At 60.8% G+C, this 20,081-nt stretch carries 17 protein-coding genes; all 17 read right to left on the bottom strand.

The genetic code is table 11. The features are described 5' to 3' along the window. Positions 1 to 110: 110 nt before the first annotated feature. Positions 111 to 1,574: an NADH-quinone oxidoreductase subunit NuoN gene (gene nuoN / locus ACYP2Q_RS26685; protein WP_046817157.1), complete on the bottom strand. Its 1,464-nt coding sequence runs from the start codon at positions 1,572 to 1,574 to the stop codon at positions 111 to 113. Positions 1,575 to 1,581: 7 nt separating this feature from the next. Then, the gene (gene nuoM, locus ACYP2Q_RS26680; protein WP_459733206.1) at positions 1,582 to 3,114 is read right to left on the bottom strand and encodes an NADH-quinone oxidoreductase subunit M; all 1,533 of its coding nucleotides are present in this window, start codon (positions 3,112 to 3,114) and stop codon (positions 1,582 to 1,584) included. 39 nt (positions 3,115 to 3,153) lie between these two features. Next, positions 3,154 to 5,007, bottom strand: coding sequence for an NADH-quinone oxidoreductase subunit L (gene nuoL / locus ACYP2Q_RS26675; protein WP_459733205.1), 1,854 nt, complete (start codon positions 5,005 to 5,007; stop codon positions 3,154 to 3,156). Continuing rightward, a complete protein-coding gene (gene nuoK / locus ACYP2Q_RS26670; RefSeq protein WP_007946416.1) occupies positions 5,004 to 5,312 on the bottom strand; it encodes an NADH-quinone oxidoreductase subunit NuoK in 309 nt (102 codons plus the stop codon). The genes nuoL and nuoK overlap by 4 nt, the downstream gene beginning before the upstream one ends. Positions 5,313 to 5,314: 2 nt before the next feature. Beyond that, positions 5,315 to 5,818 carry an NADH-quinone oxidoreductase subunit J gene (gene nuoJ, locus ACYP2Q_RS26665; RefSeq protein ID WP_274074754.1) on the bottom strand — a complete coding sequence of 168 codons (504 nt, stop codon included), beginning with the start codon at positions 5,816 to 5,818 and terminating at the stop codon, positions 5,315 to 5,317. A 9-nt stretch (positions 5,819 to 5,827) separates the two neighbouring features. After that, positions 5,828 to 6,373, bottom strand: coding sequence for an NADH-quinone oxidoreductase subunit NuoI (nuoI, locus tag ACYP2Q_RS26660; RefSeq protein ID WP_007970449.1), 546 nt, complete (start codon positions 6,371 to 6,373; stop codon positions 5,828 to 5,830). A gap of 12 nt (positions 6,374 to 6,385) precedes the next feature. Further along, positions 6,386 to 7,393 carry an NADH-quinone oxidoreductase subunit NuoH gene (gene nuoH / locus ACYP2Q_RS26655; RefSeq protein WP_274074755.1) on the bottom strand — a complete coding sequence of 336 codons (1,008 nt, stop codon included), beginning with the start codon at positions 7,391 to 7,393 and terminating at the stop codon, positions 6,386 to 6,388. Then, entirely contained in the window at positions 7,390 to 10,104 is a 2,715-nt protein-coding gene (gene nuoG, locus ACYP2Q_RS26650) for an NADH-quinone oxidoreductase subunit NuoG (RefSeq protein ID WP_459733204.1), read from the bottom strand. Before nuoG ends, nuoH begins: the two co-directional genes overlap by 4 nt. A 137-nt stretch (positions 10,105 to 10,241) precedes the next feature. Then, the gene (gene nuoF / locus ACYP2Q_RS26645) at positions 10,242 to 11,597 is read right to left on the bottom strand and encodes an NADH-quinone oxidoreductase subunit NuoF (protein ID WP_459733203.1); all 1,356 of its coding nucleotides are present in this window, start codon (positions 11,595 to 11,597) and stop codon (positions 10,242 to 10,244) included. Then, positions 11,594 to 12,091 (bottom strand): NADH-quinone oxidoreductase subunit NuoE, encoded by a 498-nt coding sequence (gene nuoE / locus ACYP2Q_RS26640; protein ID WP_008053447.1) that lies wholly within the window; start codon positions 12,089 to 12,091, stop codon positions 11,594 to 11,596. Before nuoE ends, nuoF begins: the two co-directional genes overlap by 4 nt. A 2-nt stretch (positions 12,092 to 12,093) precedes the next feature. Continuing rightward, positions 12,094 to 13,878, bottom strand: a complete 1,785-nt coding sequence (nuoC, locus tag ACYP2Q_RS26635; protein WP_459733202.1) for an NADH-quinone oxidoreductase subunit C/D — start codon at positions 13,876 to 13,878, stop codon at positions 12,094 to 12,096. A 73-nt stretch (positions 13,879 to 13,951) separates the two neighbouring features. Continuing rightward, positions 13,952 to 14,626 carry a NuoB/complex I 20 kDa subunit family protein gene (locus ACYP2Q_RS26630; protein ID WP_046037844.1) on the bottom strand — a complete coding sequence of 225 codons (675 nt, stop codon included), beginning with the start codon at positions 14,624 to 14,626 and terminating at the stop codon, positions 13,952 to 13,954. A gap of 10 nt (positions 14,627 to 14,636) precedes the next feature. Further along, entirely contained in the window at positions 14,637 to 15,050 is a 414-nt protein-coding gene (locus ACYP2Q_RS26625; RefSeq protein WP_007905050.1) for an NADH-quinone oxidoreductase subunit A, read from the bottom strand. A gap of 550 nt (positions 15,051 to 15,600) precedes the next feature. Beyond that, a complete protein-coding gene (gene aceA, locus ACYP2Q_RS26620) occupies positions 15,601 to 16,926 on the bottom strand; it encodes an isocitrate lyase (RefSeq protein ID WP_007970439.1) in 1,326 nt (441 codons plus the stop codon). A 476-nt stretch (positions 16,927 to 17,402) separates the two neighbouring features. Next, positions 17,403 to 18,164: a secretin N-terminal domain-containing protein gene (locus tag ACYP2Q_RS26615; protein WP_459733201.1), complete on the bottom strand. Its 762-nt coding sequence runs from the start codon at positions 18,162 to 18,164 to the stop codon at positions 17,403 to 17,405. Positions 18,165 to 18,459: 295 nt separating this feature from the next. Further along, complete coding sequence (locus ACYP2Q_RS26610; protein ID WP_459733200.1) at positions 18,460 to 18,885, bottom strand: GNAT family N-acetyltransferase; 426 nt, start codon at positions 18,883 to 18,885, stop codon at positions 18,460 to 18,462. Further along, complete coding sequence (locus ACYP2Q_RS26605) at positions 18,878 to 20,047, bottom strand: ribosomal protein uL16 3-hydroxylase (RefSeq protein ID WP_046817167.1); 1,170 nt, start codon at positions 20,045 to 20,047, stop codon at positions 18,878 to 18,880. The genes ACYP2Q_RS26610 and ACYP2Q_RS26605 overlap by 8 nt, the downstream gene beginning before the upstream one ends. Between the last annotated feature and the right edge of the window lie 34 nt (positions 20,048 to 20,081).

Here is a 20,081-nt window from a genome sequence, read left to right as displayed (position 1 = left end):
GCTTTCTGGAATTGTTGGAGGAGGAGTGCGTGCCGGTAATAAGTCCTACAAACGCAAAAACGGCACCCGAAGGTGCCGTTTCTGTTTTCTGCCAAGTGTCGCTTAAGCGATCAACCCGCCAGACCCGATTGCTGTACCAGGCTCAACAATGGCTGTGGATACAGGCCGAGGAAGAACGCCAGTACCGCGATGGCCAGCAGCATCACGCCGCCTGCGCGTTGTTCCCAGTGCAGCTGGGCATCGTGGCGACGCAGGTTCGGTTCGATCAGGTACAGGGTGACCATGACGCGCAGGTAGTAGAACACGCCGATGGCGCTGCCCAGTACCAGGGAGCCGACCAGCCACCATTGTTGCGACTGCACACCGGTGGCGATGATGTAGAACTTGCCGATGAAGCCCGCGGTCAGCGGGATACCGGCCAGGGACAGCATCATCACGGTCAATACTGCGGTCAGGTACGGACGGCGCCAGAACAGGCCGCGGTATTCGTACAGGGCATCGGCGTCACGGCCGTTGTACGGCGAGGACATCAGGGTGATCACGCCGAACGCGCCGAGGCTGGTGATCACGTAGGTGACCAGGTACACGCCGATGGCTTCCACGGCCAGGCCCTTGCTCGCCACCAGGGCGATCAGCAGGTAGCCGAAGTGAGCGATGGACGAGTAACCCAGCAGACGCTTGAGGTTGCTCTGGGTCAGGGCCAGCAGGTTACCGAACAGGATCGACGCGATGGCGATGATGGTCAGCACGTTGCTCAGCACGCCGCTGCTTGCAGCAGGGGAGATCTGGAACAGACGCACCATTACCGCGAACACCGCCACTTTCGAAGCGGTGGCGAGGAACGCTGCAACCGGCGCCGGAGCACCTTCGTACACGTCCGGGGTCCACAGGTGGAACGGTACCAGCGACAGCTTGAACGCCAGGCCGATCAGCATCATGCCCAGGCCCAGTTGCGCCAGGGAGCTTGGCATGCCGGTGGCCGCCAGGGCCTGGCCGATGCCGGTGAAGCTCAGGGAACCGGCGTCGGCGTAGAGCAGGGCCATGCCGAACAACAGGAACGCGGAGCCGGCAGCCGACAGCACCATGTACTTGATGCCGGCTTCCAGCGAGCGCTTGTTGAAGAAGGCGTAGGCCACCAGGCCGTAGACCGGTACCGACAGCAGTTCCAGGCCGACGAACAAGCCTGCCAGGTGCTGCGCGCTGACCAATACCAGGCCACCGGCGGCGGCCATCAGGATCAGCAGGTACAGTTCTTCACGGTTTCCCGGGTAACCCGAACCGCCATCGCCGAGGTAGGCGTGGGCAAGGGTCACACAAGCGAGGGTGGCGACCAGGATCAGCGCCATGTACAGGCAGGCGAAGGTGTCGATCTGCAGCAGTGGAGTCACCGCCAGGGGCGCGACTTTCAGGGCCGGCAGGATCGACAGCAGTGCCAGGTTCAGACCCGCCACGGACAACAGGAAGGTCTGGGAGTGGTTGCGGCGCCAGGCAATCGCCAGCATCACCACGATGATCGTGGCGCTGGTGATCAACAACGGCGCTAGCGCGATAAAGTGTTGAGTCGTGAATTCCATAGCGCTCTTACCGGGCCGAAGCGAGTTGAGTGAAGGCGGTGCCGAGCCACTGCTGCACGCCATGCATCGTCGCGGCAGAGGTATCGAGGAACGGTTGCGGGTACACGCCGATGTAGATCAGCAGTGCTGCCAGGCCGACCACCATGATCATTTCGCGACCGTCCATGCCATGCAGTACCGCGTCCGATTTGGCCGGGCCGAAGTAGGCACGGTGGATCATGATCAGCGAGTAGACCGAACCGAACACCAGGCCGGTGGTGGCGATGATGGTGACCCATGGAGCGATCGGGAAGGTGCCGATCAGGATCAGGAACTCACCCACGAAGTTACCGGTACCCGGCAAGCCCAGGGAAGCGGCTGCGAAGAACAGGCTGAGGGCCGGCAGGTAGGCGATCTTCGACCACAGGCCACCCATCTCACGCATGTCGCGGGTGTGGGTGCGCTCGTACAGTTGGCCACTGAGGATAAAGAGTGCCGCCGCCGACAGGCCGTGGGCCAGCATCTGCATTACCGCGCCCTGCAGCGCCAGTTGGCTGCCGGAGTAGATGCCGATCAGGACGAAGCCCATGTGGGATACGGACGAGAAGGCGATCAGACGCTTGATGTCGGTTTGCGCGAACGCCAGGAACGCACCGTAGAAGATCCCGATCAGACCCAGGGTCATGGCGATCGGCGCGAACTCGGCCGAGGCATTCGGGAACAGCGGCAAGGCGAAACGCAGCAGACCGTAGGCCGCGGTCTTCAGCAAGATACCGGCGAGGTCGACGGAACCTGCGGTCGGCGCCTGGGCGTGAGCGTCAGGCAACCAGGAGTGGAACGGCACGACTGGCAGCTTGACCGCGAAGGCGATGAAGAAGCCGAGCATCAGGATGTACTCGGTGGTCAACGACATCTTGGTCTTCAACAGGTCGGCGTAGTTGAAGGTAATCACGCCGGTGTCGTTGAAGTTGACCAGGACCAGACCGAGGATCGCCACCAGCATGATCAGGCCGGAAGCCTGAGTGAAGATGAAGAACTTGGTCGCCGCGTAGATCCGGGTTTTCTTGCCGTCCGAAGAACTGTGACCCCAAAGCGCGATGAGGAAGTACATCGGCACCAGCATCATTTCCCAGAAGAAGAAGAACATGAACAGGTCGAGGGCGAGGAACACGCCAACGACACCGCCCAGGATCCACATCAGGTTCAGGTGGAAGAAGCCCACGTGACGCTGGATCTCTTTCCACGAGCAGAGTACCGAGAGCACACCCAGCAGACCGGTCAGCATGATCATCAACAGCGACAGGCCGTCGAGGGCCAGGTGCACGTTGATGCCGAAGCGCTGGATCCAGACGTGCTTGAACTCAAGCGCCCAGGTCGGGTCGGCGCCAGGCTTTGGTGCAAAGGAATAATCGCCGTTGGCCCACAGCCAGAGGCCGAGAGCGAGCAACAGGGACATGGTGATCAGCGCAATCCAGCGGGGGAGGGTGGCGCCGAAGCGCTCACCCATCCAGCACAGCAGGCCGCCGATGAAGGGGATCAGGATTAGCCAAGGCAGAATCATGACGGGTTCGTTTCCTTTCGCAAATTCGCAAGGTTCATATCAGACCGCTACTAGCACGACGGCGCCGATGACCAGCACGGCACCAGCAGCCATCGAGGCGGCGTACCAACGCAGTTGACCGGTCTCGGTACGGCTCAGGGCGGTGTGACCGCCTTTGGCCATGCGCGGGATCAGACCGATGGTCTGGTCGAGCGGGTCTTTGCGCAGGATGTGGCTGATCGCCAGGTATGGCTTGACGAACAGTTTGTCGTAGATCCAGTCGAAGCCCCAGGCAGCGAACCACCAGGCCGAGAGGAATCGGCCGATGCCGCTGTTGGCGACGGCGGTGACGAAGCGACGCTTGCCGAGGAACAGCAGCGCGGCCAGCAGGATACCGGACAGGGCGATGGCGCCCGAGGCGATTTCCAGGCTGTGCTTGGCTTCGCCTCCGGCATGGCCGACGCTTTGCGGCAGCACACCGTGCAGCGGCGGAACGATCATCGCGCCGATGGCGGTGGACAATACGATCAGCACCGACAGTGGCAGCCAGTGGGCGATACCGTGACCGGCGTGGGCTTCGGTCTTCGCTTCACCGTGGAACGCGATGAAGATCAGGCGGAAGGTGTATAGCGAAGTCATGAACGCGCCGACCAGACCTGCGTAGAGCAGACCCTGGTTGCCGCTGGCGAACGCTTCCCAGAGGATTTCGTCCTTGGAGTAGAAGCCCGCGGTCACCAGTGGCAAGGCCGCCAGGGCCGCGCCGCCGACGATGAAGCTGGCGTAGGCCAGAGGCAGTTTCTTCCACAGGCCGCCCATCTTGAAGATGTTCTGCTCGTGGTGGCAGGCAACGATCACCGCACCGGAGGCAAGGAACAGCAGGGCCTTGAAGAAGGCGTGGGTCATCAGGTGGAAGATCGCGCCATCCCAGGCACCGACGCCCAGGGCCAGGAACATGTAGCCGATCTGGCTCATGGTCGAGTAGGCGAGGATACGCTTGATGTCGGTCTGGACCAGAGCCGCGAAACCGGCCAGAACCAGGGTCACGCCGCCAACCAGGCCCACCAGGTGCAGGATTTCCGGCGCCAGGGTGAACAGGCCGTGGGTACGGGCGATCAGGTAGACACCGGCGGTCACCATGGTTGCGGCGTGGATCAGTGCCGAAACCGGGGTAGGACCGGCCATCGCGTCCGCCAGCCAGGTTTGCAGCGGCAGTTGTGCGGATTTACCGACGGCGCCGCCCAGCAGCATCAGGGTGGCCATGACCATCCAGAAGTCGCCGGCCTGGAATTTCTGCGGTGCCAGCACCAGCAGTTCCTGGACATTCAGCGTGCCCAGCTGGGCAAACAGGATGAACAGGCCGATGGCCATGAACACGTCGCCGATACGGGTGACGATGAAGGCCTTGAGTGCCGCGTTACCGTTGTTGCGGTTGCTGTAGTAGAAACCGATCAACAGGTACGAGCACAGGCCCACGCCTTCCCAGCCGAAGTACAGGAACAACAGGTTATCGCCCAGCACCAGGAACAGCATGCTGGCGATGAACAGGTTGGTGTAGGCGAAGAAGCGCGAGTAACCGGCTTCACCGCGCATGTACCAGGACGCGAACAGGTGGATCAGGAAACCGACGCCGACGACCACACCGAGCATGGTCAGCGACAGGCCGTCCAGGTACAGGGCGAAGTTCGGCGTGAGGCCTTCCACCGCCATCCACTGCCACAACACCTGGGTGTAGTGACCGCCTTGTGGCGGGGCGACGTTGAATTGCCAGATCACGTAGGCGGTGACGATCGCCGACAGACCGATGGAGCCGACGCCAATCAGCGCGGCGAGGTTTTCCGAGATGCGTCCACGGGAGAACGACAGCAGCAGGAAACCTATGAGAGGGAATACGAAAGTCAGATAGAGAAGATTCATCCGCGCATCTCACTGGCAGCGTCGATATCGAGCGTGTGGAAGCGGCGATACAGTTGCAGCAGGATCGCCAGGCCAATACTGGCCTCGGCGGCTGCCAGGCTGATCACCAGGATGAACATGATCTGTCCATCCGGTTGAGCCCAGCGGCTACCGGCAACGATGAACGCCAGGGCGGAGGCATTCATCATGACCTCCAGGCTCATCAGCACGAAGAGGATGTTGCGGCGGACCATCAGGCCGACCAGACCGAGGCAGAACAGGATGCCGGCGACCGCCAGACCATGCTCCATGGGGATAGCAGGCATCGTCATTGCTCCTTGGCTTCGTTACGGCCCAAATGGAACGCCGTGACGGCTGCGGCGAGCAGCAGCATCGAGGCGAGTTCGACCACCAGCAGGTAAGGGCCGAACAGGCTGATGCCCACGGCCTTGGCGTCTACGGTGGTGTGGCCGACGGCCTGGCCGCTCTGGTGGGCGAACAGCACATACAGCAGTTCAACCAGCAGCAGGGCGCCGAGGACGACCGGGCCGAGCCAGATGCCGGGCTTGAGCCAGACGCGCTCCTGCTGGACCGAGGCCGGGCCCAGGTTCAGCATCATCACCACGAACACGAACAGCACCATGATGGCGCCAGCGTAGGCAATCACTTCCAGGACACCGGCAAACGGTGCGCCGAGGGCGAAGAACGTCATGGCCACGGCGATCAGCGAAATGATCAGGTAGAGCAGGGCGTGCACAGGGTTGGTGTTGGTGATCACGCGAAGCGTGGACACCACAGCGATACCCGATGCGAAATAGAAAGCGAATTCCATCTTTCTTCCTTAAGGCAGCAAGCTCTTCACGTTGATCGGTTCGGCTTCATTCTGCGCGGAGCCTTTTGGCTTACCGGCAATCGCCATACCTGCAACACGATAGAAGTTGTAATCAGGGTTTTTGCCGGGGCCGGAGATCAGCAGATCTTCTTTCTCGTAAACCAGGTCCTGACGTTTGAACTCGGCCATTTCGAAATCCGGCGTGAGCTGGATCGCGGTGGTCGGGCAGGCTTCCTCGCAGAGGCCGCAGAAAATGCAGCGCGAGAAGTTGATGCGGAAGAAGTCCGGGTACCAGCGACCGTCTTCGGTTTCAGCTTTCTGCAGCGAGATGCAACCGACCGGGCACGCCACGGCGCACAGGTTGCAGGCTACACAACGCTCTTCGCCGTCGGGGTCACGGGTCAGGACGATACGTCCACGGTAGCGCGGCGGCAGGTAGACCGGTTCTTCCGGGTACTGCAGCGTGTCGCGCTTGCGGAAGGCGTGGCCGAAGATCATCACCAGGCTGCGAAGCTGGGTGTAGAAGCCATGCACGATGTCAAATATGTACTTCATGATTCTCTATCCTCACTGAGCCGCGACGGCGGGCGTGTTGAGCAACACGATCGCAGCGGTCACCAGCATGTTGACGAGGGTCAGCGGCAAGCAGAACTTCCAGCTGAAATCCATCACTTGGTCATACCGTGGGCGCGGAATCGAAGCGCGCAGCAGGATGAAGATCATGATGAAGAACGCGGTTTTCAGTGCGAACCAGATGAACGGGATCTGCGGCAGGATGCCGAACGGACCGTGCCAGCCACCGAAGAACAAGGTCACCAGCAGCGCCGAAATCAACACGATGCCGATGTACTCGCCGACGAAGAACATGCCCCACTTCATGCCGGCGTATTCAATGTGGTAACCGTCGGCCAGTTCCTGTTCCGCTTCCGGCTGGTCGAACGGGTGACGGTGAGTCACGGCCACGCCAGCGATGAAGAAGGTCAGGAAACCGAAGATCTGCGGAATGATGAACCACAGGTTCTGCGCCTGGTAGTCGACGATGTCGCGCATGTTGAACGAGCCAACCTGGATCACGATGCCCATCAGCGACAGGCCCATGAACACTTCGTACGACACGGTTTGCGCCGAAGCGCGCAAGCTACCCAGCAGGGCGAACTTGTTGTTGCTCGACCAGCCGGCGAACAGCACCGCATAGACCGACAGGCCGGCCATGGCGAAGAAGAACAGGATGCCGATGTTCAGGTCCGCCACGCCCCAGGTCGGGGTGATCGGGATGATCGCGAAGGCAATCAGCAGGGCGCTCATGGCGACTACCGGTGCCAGGGTGAAGATCATCTTGTCGGCGAACGGAGGCGTCCAGTCTTCCTTGAAGAACATCTTGATCATGTCGGCGGCGATCTGGAACGCGCCGAACGGACCGACGCGGTTCGGACCGTAACGGTCCTGCCAGAGGGCGAGCAGACGACGCTCGACCCAACTGAGCAGGGCGCCGCAGACCACCACGGCGAGCAGGATCACCACGGCCTTGAGGACCGCGAGGATGATGTCGATCACCTCAGGAGTGAACCAGGTCATTGAGCTGCCTCCTGCAGACCGTCAACGGAAAAGCCTGCGATCGCTGGCGGAATGCCGGCGATGCCCGCAGGCAATGCCACCAGACCGGCGCCCAGCTCTTCGTTGATGCGCAGCGGCAGACGAAGGGTCTGGCCGGCTACGTTCAAGCTCAGCAAGGCACCGTCGTTGACACCCAGGCGGTCGGCTTCGGACTTGGCCAGGGCAACATAAGCAGCCGGGATGCGTTCCTGTACCGGCGCGGCTTTCGAAGAGTTCTCTTCGCTGCCGAACAGGTGGAAGAACGGCACGACCTGCCAGGTACCTGGCGCCGGGTTGAACGCCCGCGGAACACTGGTGAACCAGTTCAGCGAGTCACCGTTGCTTTCGATCAGGCGGGTGCCCGGGTCGCCAGCACGGATGTGACCACCGACTTCGTCCTGGAACTTGTTCCAGGCCTGCGGCGAGTTCCAGCCCGGAGACCAGGCGAATGGCACTTGCTGACGCGGCTCGGCGGAACCCGAGTAACCTTCCATGGAGAAGGCGAACGCGGTGTCCTTGTCCTGCGGGGTACGCGGTTCGTGCACGCTGATGTCGGCGCGCATGGCGGTACGACCGGAGTAACGCAGCGGTTCACGGGCCAGTTTCATGCCCTTGATGCGGAACGCGGCGGACGGTGCTGCATCGACGATGCGATTGAGGATCGAGGTGCTGGATGCAACGGCGGCGGTGACGTGGTCCAGTTGGGTCCAGTCGATCGGCTGGTTCAGCAGGGTCGCGCGCAGGGCATGCAGCCAGCGCCAGCCTTCGTGAACCAGGATGCTCGCGTCCATGTACTTCGGATCGAAGACCTGGAAGAAGCGCTGGGCGCGGCCTTCCTGGCTGACCAGGGTGCCGTCGCCTTCAGCGAAGCTGGCGGCTGGCAGGACCAATTGCGCGCGATCGCTGGTAGCGGTCTTCTGATGGTCTGCGACGATCAGCACTTTGGTAGCGCTCAGGGCAGCATCGACACGGGCCTTGTCGGTACGGGTGTACAGATCGTTTTCCAGCACGACGATGGCGTCGGCACGGCCGTCGATTACTGCTTGCAGCGCGGCGTCGACCGATTCGCCACCGAGCATGGCCAGGCCGAGGCTGTTGGCCTCTGGCACGATCAGGCTGATGGAACCGTTCTTCTCGCGCAGCTTCAGGGCTTTGGCGATGTTCGCGGCGGCTTCGATCAAGGCTTTGGAGCCCAGGGAAGTACCGGCGATGATCAGTGGGCGCTTGGCCGCGAGCAGGGCGTCGGCGATGCGCTTGGCCAGTTCGAGGGCTTCAGCGTCCAGGCCTTCAACGGCTGGCGCGCTGGCGTCGAGGGCGTGAGCCACGGCGAAACCGATGCGGGCCAGGTCGTCTGGAGCGGCGTGTACGCACTCTTCAGCGATGTCGTCGAGCTTGGTTTCAGCCAGGCTGGCGATGAACAGCGGGTTCAGCGCGTGCTGGCCGATGTTCTTCACCGCGGCGTCGAGCCAAGGCTGGACGCGCATGGCGTCGGCCATGTCTTCGGCCTTGCCCTTGACCGATTGGCGCAGGGACAGGGCCATGCGGGCAGCGGTCTGGGTCAGGTCTTCACCGAGGACGAACACGGCGTCGTGGTCTTCGATGTCGCGCATATTCGGCACTGGCAGCGGGCTGTCTTTCAGCACTTGCAGAACCAGACGGATACGTTCCAGCTCGGCGGCTTCGATACCGGAGTAGAAGTGCTCGGCGCCGACCAGTTCGCGCAAGGCGTAGTTGCTTTCGAGGCTGGCGCGGGGCGAACCAATACCAACGATGTTGCGACCGCGCAGCAGGTCGGCAGCTTTATCCAGCGCTTCGTCGAGGCTCAGCTTGGTGCCACCCGCCAGCAGTGGCTGACGCGGGCGGTCTTCGCGGTTGACGTAGCCGTAGCCGAAACGGCCACGGTCGCACAGGAAGTACTGGTTTACCGAACCGTTGAAACGGTTTTCGATACGACGCAGTTCACCGTAGCGCTCGCCCGGGGAAATGTTGCAACCGCTGGAGCAGCCATGGCAGATGCTCGGTGAGAACTGCATGTCCCATTTACGGTTGTAGCGTTCGGAGTGAGTCTTGTCGGTGAACACACCGGTCGGGCAGACCTCGGTGAGGTTGCCGGAGAATTCGCTTTCCAGGGTGCCGTCTTCAACGCGACCGAAGTACACGTTGTCGTGGGCGCCGAATACGCCGAGGTCGGTGCCGCCGGCGTAGTCTTTATAGAAGCGCACGCAGCGGTAGCAAGCGATGCAGCGGTTCATCTCGTGGGAAATGAACGGGCCCAGTTGCTGGTTCTGGTGTGTACGCTTGGTGAAGCGGTAACGGCGCTCGTTGTGGCCGGTCATTACCGTCATGTCTTGCAGGTGGCAGTGACCGCCTTCTTCACAGACCGGGCAGTCGTGAGGGTGGTTGGTCATCAGCCATTCGACAACACTGGCGCGAAAGGCCTTGGATTCTTCATCTTCGATGGAGATCCAGGTGTTGTCGGTGGCAGGGGTCATGCAGGACATGACGATACGACCACGGGTGTCGTTCTCGTCGGTGTACTGCTTGACCGCGCACTGGCGGCAAGCGCCAACGCTGCCAAGGGCAGGGTGCCAGCAGAAATACGGAATATCGAGGCCCAGAGACAGACATGCCTGTAACAGGTTGTCTGCCCCATCGACTTCGAGCGCTTTGCCGTCTACGTGGATAGTGGCCATGGTTCAAAGTTCTTCGTTGGCCCGGTGTCAGCGGGCGTGGCTAATGGAATCTTGTTATCCGCGCGAATCAACACAGCCGGTAAAGGCGTCATCGCACGAAAAGCGAAGGGCACGGACCCTTCGCCTTTTTTAAGCGTTTACGCGCCGACTACGATCGGCCGTGCCAGAGGCGGGACGGCGGCGCTGACAGGCGCGATACCGGCTTCGAACTCATGGCGGAAGTATTTGATTGCGCTGCCCAATGGCTCCACGGCGCCCGGTGCGTGAGCACAGAAGGTCTTGCCTGGGCCGAGGAAGCCGACCAGACCCAGCAGGGTCTCGATGTCACCTGGCTGGCCTTCACCGTTCTCGATGGCCATCAGGAGCTTGACGCTCCATGGCAAGCCATCGCGGCACGGGGTGCAGAAACCACAGGATTCGCGGGCGAAGAACTGCTCCATGTTGCGCAGCAGGGACACCATGTTGACGCTGTCGTCCACCGCCATGGCCAGGCCCGTACCCATACGGGTGCCCACCTTGGCGATGCCGCCGGCGTACATTTGTGCGTCCAGGTGTTCCGGCAACAGGAAACCGGTACCGGCGCCGCCTGGCTGCCAGGCCTTGAGCTTGAAGCCGTCGCGCATGCCGCCGGCGTAGTCTTCGAACAGCTCGCGACCGGTAACACCGAATGGCAGTTCCCACAGGCCCGGGTTCTTGACCTTGCCGGAGAAGCCCATGAGCTTGGTGCCCATGTCTTCGCTGCCTTCGCGGGCCAACGATTTGTACCACTCCACGCCGTCGGCAATGATCGCCGGAACGTTGCACAGGGTCTCGACGTTGTTCACGCAGGTCGGTTTGCCCCACACGCCAACGGCGGCAGGGAAGGGTGGCTTGGAGCGCGGGTTGGCGCGGCGGCCTTCGAGGGAGTTGATCAACGCGGTTTCTTCACCGCAGATGTAACGCCCGGCACCGGTGTGGACAAACAGCTCGAAATCAAAGCCGCTGCCCAGGATGTTCTTACCCAAAAGCCCCGCTGCCTTGGCTTCTTCCACGGCACGGTTCAAGTGCTTGGCGGCGGTGGTGTATTCGCCACGCAGGAAGATGTAGCCACGGTAGGTTTTCAGTGCGCGGGCACTGATCAGCATGCCTTCGATCAGCAGATGGGGCAGTTGCTCCATCAGCATGCGGTCTTTCCAGGTGTTGGGCTCCATTTCATCCGCGTTGCACAGCAGGTAGCGGATGTTGATGGATTCGTCTTTTGGCATCAGGCCCCACTTCACGCCCGTGGGGAAGCCTGCACCGCCGCGACCTTTGAGGCCGGAGTCTTTCACGGTCTGGACGATGTCGTCCTGGGCCATGTCGGCGAAGGCCTTGCGCGCAGCGGCGTAACCGTTCTTGGCCTGGTATTCGTCGAGCCAGACGGCTTCGCCGTCGTCACGCAGACGCCAGGTGAGCGGGTGAGTCTCGGCCGAACGCTTGATGCGGTTGGCTGGACCGAAGGAAGTCAGGGTCATACGTAGCCCTCGAGCAATTTGGCAACGCCTGCAGGCTGCACATCCCCGAAAGTGTCGTCGTCGATCATCAACGCCGGCGCCTTGTCGCAGTTGCCGAGGCAGCAGACCGGCAGCAGGGTGAAACGACCATCGGTGGTGGTCTGACCCAGGCCGATGCCGAGCTTGCTCTGGATTTCGCTGACTACCGACTCGTGGCCGCCGATGTAGCAGACCATGCTGTCGCAGACGCGAATGATGTGACGGCCAACCGGCTGGCGGAAGATCTGGCTATAGAACGTCGCCACGCCTTCTACGTCGCTGGCCGGGATGCCGAGGATCTCGCCGATGGCGTACAGGGCGCCATCCGGCACCCAGCCACGTTCCTTCTGGACGATCTTCAGGGCTTCGATCGACGCCGCGCGCGGGTCTTCGTAGTGATGCAACTCGTGCTCGATGGCCGAGCGCTCGGTTTCACTCAAGGTGAAACGGTCTGTCTGGATAAGCGTGCTGTTCATGCTTAGCGGTCCACGTCGGCCATAACGAAATCGATACTACCCAGGTACGCGATCAAGTCCGCGACCATGCTGCCTTTGATCACCGAAGGGATCTGCTGCAGGTGCGGGAAGCTTGGGGTACGAATCCGGGTGCGGTAGCTCATGGTGCCGCCATCGCTCGTCAGGTAATAACTGTTGATGCCCTTGGTCGCTTCGATCATCTGGAAGGATTCGTTGGCCGGCATGACCGGGCCCCACGAAACTTGCAGGAAGTGTGTGATCAAGGTTTCGATGTGCTGCAGCGTGCGCTCTTTCGGTGGCGGCGTGGTCAGCGGGTGATCCGCCTTGTACGGGCCTTCCGGCATGTTGCGCATGCACTGGTCGATGATCCGGATGCTCTGGCGCATCTCCTCGACGCGCACGATGCAACGGTCGTAGGCATCGCCATTGGCCGCCAGCGGCACTTCGAATTCGAAGTTCTCGTAGCCCGAGTACGGGCGCGCCTTACGCAGGTCGAAGTCGCAACCGGTGGCACGCAGGCCGGCACCGGTGACGCCCCATTCCAGGGCTTGCTTGGTGTTGTAGTCGGCGACGCCGATGGTCCGGCCACGCAGGATGCTGTTGTCCAGTGCGGCTTTCTGGTATTCGTCCAGGCGCTTGGGCATCCACTCGACGAAATCCTTGACCAGTTTTTCCCAGCCGCGCGGCAGGTCGTGGGCGACACCACCGATGCGGTACCAGGCCGGGTGCAGGCGGAAACCGGTGATGGCTTCGATCACCGTGTACGCCTTCTGGCGGTCGGTGAAGGTGAAGAACACCGGGGTCATGGCGCCGACGTCCTGGATGTAGGTACCCAGGAACAGCAGGTGGCTGGTGATCCGGAAGAACTCGGCCATCATGATGCGGATGACGTCGACCTTCTCGGGCACCTTGATGCCGGCCAGCTTCTCGACCGAGAGCACGTACGGCAGGTTGTTCATCACGCCGCCGAGGTAGTCGATACGGTCGGTGTACGGGATGAAGCTGTGCCAGGACTGACGCTCGGCCATCTTCTCGGCGCCACGGTGGTGGTAACCGATGTCCGGAACGCAGTCGACGATCTCTTCACCGTCCAGCTGCAGGATGATGCGGAATGCACCGTGCGCCGAAGGGTGGTTAGGACCGAGGTTGAGGAACATGTAGTCCTCGTTCGGTCCGGAGCGCTTCATGCCCCAGTCTTCCGGCTTGAAGCGCGCGGACTCTTCCTCGAGCTGCTGCTTGGCCAGGTTCAGGGTGAACGGGTCGAACTCGGTGGCACGGGCCGGGAAGTCCTTGCGCAGCGGGTGACCTTCCCAGGTCGGCGGCATCATGATGCGCGTCAGGTGCGGGTGGCCTTTGAAGTCGATGCCGTACATGTCCCAGACTTCACGCTCGTACCAGTTGGCGTTCGGCCAGATGCTGGTGACGGTCGGCAGGCTGAGATCGCTTTCGGACAGGGCGACCTTGATCATGACGTCGCTGTTACGCTCGATCGACATCAAGTGGTAGAACACGGTGAAGTCGGCGCCGCTTGGCAGCCCTTGACGCTTGGTGCGCAAACGCTCGTCCACGCCGTGCAGGTCATAGAGCATGACGTACGGCTTGGGCAGGTTGCGCAGGAAGGTCAGGACTTCGACGAGTTTGGCACGGGCAACCCAAAGCACCGGCATGCCGGTGCGGGTTGGCTGGGCGGTGAACGCCTCCGGGCCAAAACGGTTGTTCAGTTCGACGACCACATCCTGGTCGTCTGCCTTGTAAGGCGGGATGTACAGAGCACTGCCTGTAGTCATGGTTATTTTATCGCTTTCGGTCAACGTAAAGAATGAAGCCAGTGTCTCGTTCTATTAAAGAAGCAGATCTGGATCAGACTTCGTCGGGGCTGCGCAGGTTGGTGACTGCGATTCGCTGTTCGCGGCGCTTTTCCTTCTCCGAAGGCATCTCGGCGCGGTATACGCCTTGATCACCAACGACCCAGGAAAGCGGACGACGCTCCTGTCCAATCGACTCCTGCAACAGCATCAGGCCTTGCAGGAAAGCTTCAGGGCGGGGCGGGCAGCCAGGCACGTAGACGTCCACGGGCAGGAACTTGTCCACCCCTTGAACGACGGAGTAGATGTCGTACATGCCACCGGAGTTGGCACACGAACCCATGGAGATGACCCATTTAGGTTCGAGCATTTGCTCGTAGAGACGCTGAATGATCGGCGCCATCTTGATGAAGCAGGTGCCGGCGATAACCATGAAATCCGCCTGGCGCGGCGATGCCCGGATAACCTCGGCGCCAAAGCGCGCGATGTCGTGGGGCGCCGTGAAGGCGGTGGTCATTTCCACGTAGCAGCACGAAAGACCGAAGTTATACGGCCACAGGGAGTTCTTGCGCCCCCAGTTGATCGTGCCGTTAAGCACGTCTTCGAGCTTGCCCATGAAGATGTTTTTGTGGACTTGATCTTCTAACGGATCGGAAACGGTTTCCCGCTGGCCAATCGGATACTGCTCGTTAGGAGCATCGGGGTCGATCCTGGTGAGATTGTATTGCATTGCCAAAGCCTCATTGTTTCAGCTTCGCTTGCCGCTTGCGCCGAGCTTCCGGAGCCCAGTCAAGGGCGCCCACTCGGAATAGGTAGACAAGACCTGCCAACAGAATTGCTATGAAAACGAGAGCTTCGACGAATCCGGTCCAGCCGCTTTCGCGGACGGACACAGACCATGCAAAGAGAAAGAGGGCTTCGATATCGAAGATCACGAACAGCATCGCGACCAGATAGAATTTGGCTGAGAGCCGCAAGCGGGCGCCACCTGTAGGTAGCATGCCGGACTCGAACGGTTCGTTTTTGCTGCGGCCCCAGGCTTTTGACCCGAGTAGGCTGGAGACACCGAGCATGAAGGCACAGAGGCCGCCGACGCCTAGAAGGAAAATGGCAAAGCCCCAGTTGTGGGCCATGAGTCCTGTCGCTTCGGGCATGCTGGTAATCCTTAACAGAGAGCAAAGGTCTCTGAGCTTGAAAAAGTAACAAAGCAGTGACGATATGTCGCAGCAATCAATCCCGCTGATTTTATGGCTAAACACCCAGCAAGTAAAATTCCTATAGCGAAATTATTTATAGGAATAAGGACATAGCTAGCGGCAAAAGCGCCGTAGCCCTTGCGTTGCGGGCATTAGCCGGCTTTTCGGGAAATATGTTTTGTAAGGAATGTAACGAACATAGTTTTCGCTAAATGATAATCAATATTGTTTGTGCTGGTTTTTAAACTGCGTAGTGGGTTTAGGGTGGGGAAGTTGTCTTATTTGCGCATTACTGCATGTAATGCCGGCGCTCCTTTTGGCGGATTTTTTTGACCCCGATGGCGCCCTGGATCAATGTTTTGCCTTGGGCGCCCGCTCCCACAAGGTTTTGTGGTGTTTGGTAGGTCCTGCAAAAAAAACGCCCCGAACCAGTCGGGGCGTCAGAGGTGCAGCGCTGCGGTTAGCTTTCTATAGGGCCCGCGGCGGCTGATGTCTCAAGCGAAGCAGATCAGTGGAACTGTTCTTCTTCGGTCGAACCGGTCAGCGCGGTTACCGAGGACGAGCCACCCTGGATCACGGTGGTCATGTCGTCGAAGTAGCCGGTGCCCACTTCCTGCTGGTGAGCCACGAAGGTGTAACCCTTGGCGGCGTCGGCGAATTCCTGCTCCTGCAGCTTCACGTAGGCGGTCATGTCGTTGCGGGCGTAGTCGTGCGCCAGGTTGAACATGCTGTGCCACATGTTGTGAATGCCGGCCAGGGTGATGAACTGGTGCTTGTAGCCCATGGCGGACAGTTCGCGCTGGAACTTGGCGATGGTCGCGTCGTCCAGGTTTTTCTTCCAGTTGAAGGAAGGCGAGCAGTTGTACGACAGCAGTTGGTCCGGGTATTCCTTCTTGATCGCTTCAGCGAAGCGACGAGCCTCGTCCAGGTCCGGCTTGGCGGTTTCGCACCAGATCAGGTCGGCGTACGGAGCGTAGGCCAGGCCACGGGCGATGGCCTGGTCCAGACCGGCGCGCACTTTGTAGAAGCCTTCCTGGGTACGTTCGCCAGTCACGAATGGCTGGTCGTACGGGTCGCAGTCGGACGTCAGCAGGTCAGCGGCGTTGGCGTCGGTACGGGCCAGGATGATGGTTGGAGTGCCGGCAACGTCGGCTGCCAGACGGGCAGCGGTCAGCTTCTGTACGGCTTCCTGGGTAGGAACCAGTACCTTGCCACCCATGTGGCCGCATTTTTTCACGGAAGCCAGTTGGTCTTCGAAGTGAACGCCGGCGGCGCCTGCTTCGATCATGCTCTTCATCAGCTCGTAGGCGTTCAGTACGCCACCGAAACCGGCTTCGGCGTCAGCCACGATTGGCGCGAAGTAGTCGATGTAGCCAGCGTCGCCCGGGTTCTTGCCGGCTTTCCACTGGATCTGGTCGGCGCGACGGAACGAGTTGTTGATGCGCTTGACCACGGTTGGAACCGAGTCAACCGGGTACAGCGACTGGTCCGGGTACATCGATTCGGCGGAGTTGTTGTCCGCAGCCACTTGCCAGCCCGACAGGTAGATTGCCTGGATACCGGCTTTGACTTGTTGTACAGCCTGGCCGCCGGTCAGGGCGCCCATGCAGTTGACGAAATCTTTCTCAGGACGGAAGGCTGGCTTGGCACCCTGGGTAACCAGGTTCCACAGCTTCTCGGCGCCCATTTTTGCAAAGGTGTGCTCAGGTTGAACCGAGCCACGCAGGCGGACGACGTCAGCAGCGGAGTAAGTGCGTGTCACGCCTTTCCAGCGCGGGTTCTCAGCCCAGTCTTTTTCGAGGGCTGCAATTTGCTGTTCGCGTGTCAGTGCCATGGGAGATAAACCTCGTCGCGTCTTTATGAAAAGTTGTTCTGCGGTGGAAAATTCCTGCGCTCGCTGACCAGAAGCTTAGGTGGTCAAGTCGGATTCGGCGGGGATGGCGACGGGATGAACGATGGGCTCGAGGGGAAGTGAGCAGGTAAGGGCTAACTGGCGGGCGCATTCGGGCGTCGTGGGCCTTGGTGCGAACTTCAGTGTGATGCCGGGTTTACCTAAATACGCTTCCGTCCCTCGGGACAACTTCGTTCCAGTCGGCAACCTCGTCAAACACACCTTGTGGGCGGTACAGACACGAAGCGGTTCGCGGGGTAGGTGCGAACATCGCCTCGAAGGCCCTTGCCAGGGCCCCTGATTAGCGGGAGCGAGGCCATCATGCCTTCGCTTTTTTGCCTCGTCAAACGTTTTGTAGTGCTTTTTTTCAAGCACTACATCTTTGGTCTAATACGACTCGTCAGTCAGTTTTCGAGGCTTTAGTCCAAAGTATCGACTTTCACCCGCAAGGTCATGTCATTGCGACTTTGGGTCGAGTAGCTGCGGGCTACGCCCTGTTTGTCCGCCTGGGTCTGGCCGTTTACCCCGGCCAGGAGGATCCACTCGCCCAGGCGGCCGGTGACGGTTGTGTCGGTGCTTTGCACGTTCACTACATCGGGACGTTCCTGGCTCATCCGGTCACGGTTTGTGCTGATCGACAGGTGAACGATCTCGCCGGTGACGTTGGCGGTGACGTAGAAGCCCTGGGTGACGTTACGGTATTCGGTCTGGCTTCGCAGGTCGCCGTAGGAGTCGGTCTGGCTGCTGGTCAGCGGCACGCTTTGGCCGACCTGGATCAACGCTGGCAGGCCATCCGTGGCCTGGACCTGCTGGATGCCACCGTCACGGCTGTCGGTGCTGTGGCTGATGATGCGGGTCTGGCCCGGTTTTGCGCCGTTGACCGAATAACCCTGATTACCCTGGAAGTTGTTCTCATTGGTATCGACGGTGATCAGCAGGCGTTTTGGTGCGGTGTCGAGTTGGCCGATCAAAGCCTTAAGTTCGTCGATCCTGCGCTGATCGGCGTTGACGATGAGCTGATTGCCATAGGCGCTGACCTGGCCTTCCTTGCCGATGAAATCCTGCGCTACCGGCAACACGTCGGCGCTGGTGTGGTAGTTCAGCGGCACGATTTCGGTGGCGGCCATGAGCGAAAAACTGCAGGTCACCAACAGGGTGGTGAGCAGGGTGCGTAGGGACATATCCGTTATCTCCGCATTCAAAGGCTTGATATTGCCAGTTTGTCGGCCTGGAGTGTCTGTAGGGGCGAGCGTGCTCGCGAAAAACTTGATCGCGACACGTTGCTTCAGGCAGCACGCGTCATCGTTCACCTCCATCGCGAGCAAGCTCGCTCCTACAGATTTGGGTGATAACAGTGTGTCGGCCTGGGAGGGGGCAAATTTAATGCTAGACAGCAAAACGCCCCGGCATCGTGCGATGTCGGGGCGTTTTGTTGTGCGCTTAATGGCCTCTTCACGAGCAGGCCGCGATTCGGTATCAAGCCGAGTGGCGGACCATGTCCACATGCGGAATCCCTGCTTCCAGGAACTCCTCGCTGACCATGTGAAAGCCCAGGCGCTCATAGAACGCCGTGGCTTGCACCTGGGCGCTGAGCATCTGCTGCTTCAGCCCGCGCTCCTCGGCTTCGCCGATCACCGCTTGCATCAGTGCGTCGCCGACTTTCAGGCCGCGCCAGTCCTTGAGTACCGAAACCCGGCCGACGTGACCGTCAGGCAACAGGCGGGCGGTGCCCACCGGAAAGTCGCCTTCGAGGGCAAGGAAATGCACGGCCGTCACATCGTCGGCATCCCATTCCAGCTCGGGCGGAACGGATTGTTCGGCGACGAACACCGCTTCACGAATGCGCCGGATCTCGGCGTTGTCTTTCTGCCAGTCTGCGACACGTACGTGAATCTTATTCATCGGCAAACCCCAGGCTTCCTTGCTTGACCAGTTCGCACAGCAGGCCGCGGCCATCTTCGTCCGCCAGCCAGTCACCCAGGTTGTCGACGTGCAGGGCGTCGGCAGCGCAGATCATCTTCAGTAGCTCGCGCAGTTTGCCCGGCAGGTAACGGCTCTGGCCGCTGGCGAACAGCAGCAGGTCGTCATCGACTTCCGACCAGGCCAGGCGCGCGCTCGGATTGCGGATCAGCACCGCGCCTTGTTCCAGTGCGCCGAGGACGTCGTCTTCTTCGAGGTCTTCCGGGCCAACCACCAGTTCCGGGTAGCGCGGCTCGGTCATGAACTGGCCGAACCAGGTCAGCAGCAGGCGCTCGTCGCTCATGTGCTCGGCCAGCAGGCCTTTGAGGCGATCGAGGGCGTCGTGCTGGATCTGATGCGGATCTGCCACCGGCAAGGCGTCGGCGTCGGTGTAGCGCTCTTCGTCCGGCAGGAACTGGCTGAGGAAGTCGGTGAAGTGGGTCAGCACTTCAGCGGCGCTCGGTGCGCGGAAACCGACCGAGTAGGTCAGGCAGTCGTCGACGGCCACGCCGCAATGGGCCAGGCGCGGCGGCAGGTAAAGCATGTCGCCCGGTTCCAGGACCCACTCATCGGTGGCTTCGAATTCGGCAAGAATGCGCAAGTCCGCGTGTTGCAGCAGCGGGCTTTCGGAGTCGCACATCTGGCCGATTTTCCAGTTGCGCTTGCCGTGGCCTTGCAGCAGGAACACATCGTAGTTGTCGAAGTGCGGACCGACGCTGCCACCAGGGGCGGCGAAGCTGATCATCACGTCGTCGATGCGCCAGCTCGGAAGGAAGCGGAAGTTTTCCAGCAGTTCGCTGACTTCCGGCACGAACTGATCCACGGCCTGCACCAGCAGGGTCCACTCGCGTTCCGGCAATTTGCTGAATTCGTCTTCGGCAAACGGGCCGCGACGCAATTCCCATGGGCGCTCGCCGTTCTCGATCACCAGGCGCGATTCAACTTCTTCTTCCAGCGCCAGGCCGGCCAGTTCGTCTGCGTCAATCGGGCTTTCGAAATCGGGAATCGCCTGACGGATCAGCAACGGTTTTTTCTGCCAGTAGTCGCGCAGGAATTCGCGTGCCGTGATGCCGCCCAGAAGTTGAAGAGGAATGTCAGGATTCATGTGTAACCTATTGAAAAAAAGCACTTTTCATACG

It is taken from the genome of Pseudomonas sp. MHK4 (assembly GCF_054600775.1).
This window is presented reverse-complemented; position numbering and strand designations above follow the sequence as displayed.

What these genes read in the sequence shown, in the direction of transcription:
- nuoC (WP_459733202.1), bottom strand. Translation starts at nt 13,878, where the DNA reads ATGACTACAGGCAGTGCTCTGTACATCCCGCCTTACAAGGCAGACGAC.
- nuoI (WP_007970449.1), bottom strand. Translation starts at nt 6,373, where the DNA reads ATGAAGTACATATTTGACATCGTGCATGGCTTCTACACCCAGCTTCGC.
- ACYP2Q_RS26605 (WP_046817167.1), bottom strand. Translation starts at nt 20,047, where the DNA reads ATGAATCCTGACATTCCTCTTCAACTTCTGGGCGGCATCACGGCACGC.
- nuoH (WP_274074755.1), bottom strand. Translation starts at nt 7,393, where the DNA reads ATGACCTGGTTCACTCCTGAGGTGATCGACATCATCCTCGCGGTCCTC.
- ACYP2Q_RS26630 (WP_046037844.1), bottom strand. Translation starts at nt 14,626, where the DNA reads ATGCAATACAATCTCACCAGGATCGACCCCGATGCTCCTAACGAGCAG.
- ACYP2Q_RS26625 (WP_007905050.1), bottom strand. Translation starts at nt 15,050, where the DNA reads ATGCCCGAAGCGACAGGACTCATGGCCCACAACTGGGGCTTTGCCATT.
- nuoG (WP_459733204.1), bottom strand. Translation starts at nt 10,104, where the DNA reads ATGGCCACTATCCACGTAGACGGCAAAGCGCTCGAAGTCGATGGGGCA.
- nuoK (WP_007946416.1), bottom strand. Translation starts at nt 5,312, where the DNA reads ATGCCTGCTATCCCCATGGAGCATGGTCTGGCGGTCGCCGGCATCCTG.
- nuoJ (WP_274074754.1), bottom strand. Translation starts at nt 5,818, where the DNA reads ATGGAATTCGCTTTCTATTTCGCATCGGGTATCGCTGTGGTGTCCACG.
- ACYP2Q_RS26615 (WP_459733201.1), bottom strand. Translation starts at nt 18,164, where the DNA reads ATGTCCCTACGCACCCTGCTCACCACCCTGTTGGTGACCTGCAGTTTT.
- nuoE (WP_008053447.1), bottom strand. Translation starts at nt 12,091, where the DNA reads ATGAACAGCACGCTTATCCAGACAGACCGTTTCACCTTGAGTGAAACC.
- nuoN (WP_046817157.1), bottom strand. Translation starts at nt 1,574, where the DNA reads ATGGAATTCACGACTCAACACTTTATCGCGCTAGCGCCGTTGTTGATC.
- ACYP2Q_RS26610 (WP_459733200.1), bottom strand. Translation starts at nt 18,885, where the DNA reads ATGAATAAGATTCACGTACGTGTCGCAGACTGGCAGAAAGACAACGCC.
- nuoL (WP_459733205.1), bottom strand. Translation starts at nt 5,007, where the DNA reads ATGAATCTTCTCTATCTGACTTTCGTATTCCCTCTCATAGGTTTCCTG.
- nuoM (WP_459733206.1), bottom strand. Translation starts at nt 3,114, where the DNA reads ATGATTCTGCCTTGGCTAATCCTGATCCCCTTCATCGGCGGCCTGCTG.
- nuoF (WP_459733203.1), bottom strand. Translation starts at nt 11,597, where the DNA reads ATGACCCTGACTTCCTTCGGTCCAGCCAACCGCATCAAGCGTTCGGCC.
- aceA (WP_007970439.1), bottom strand. Translation starts at nt 16,926, where the DNA reads ATGGCACTGACACGCGAACAGCAAATTGCAGCCCTCGAAAAAGACTGG.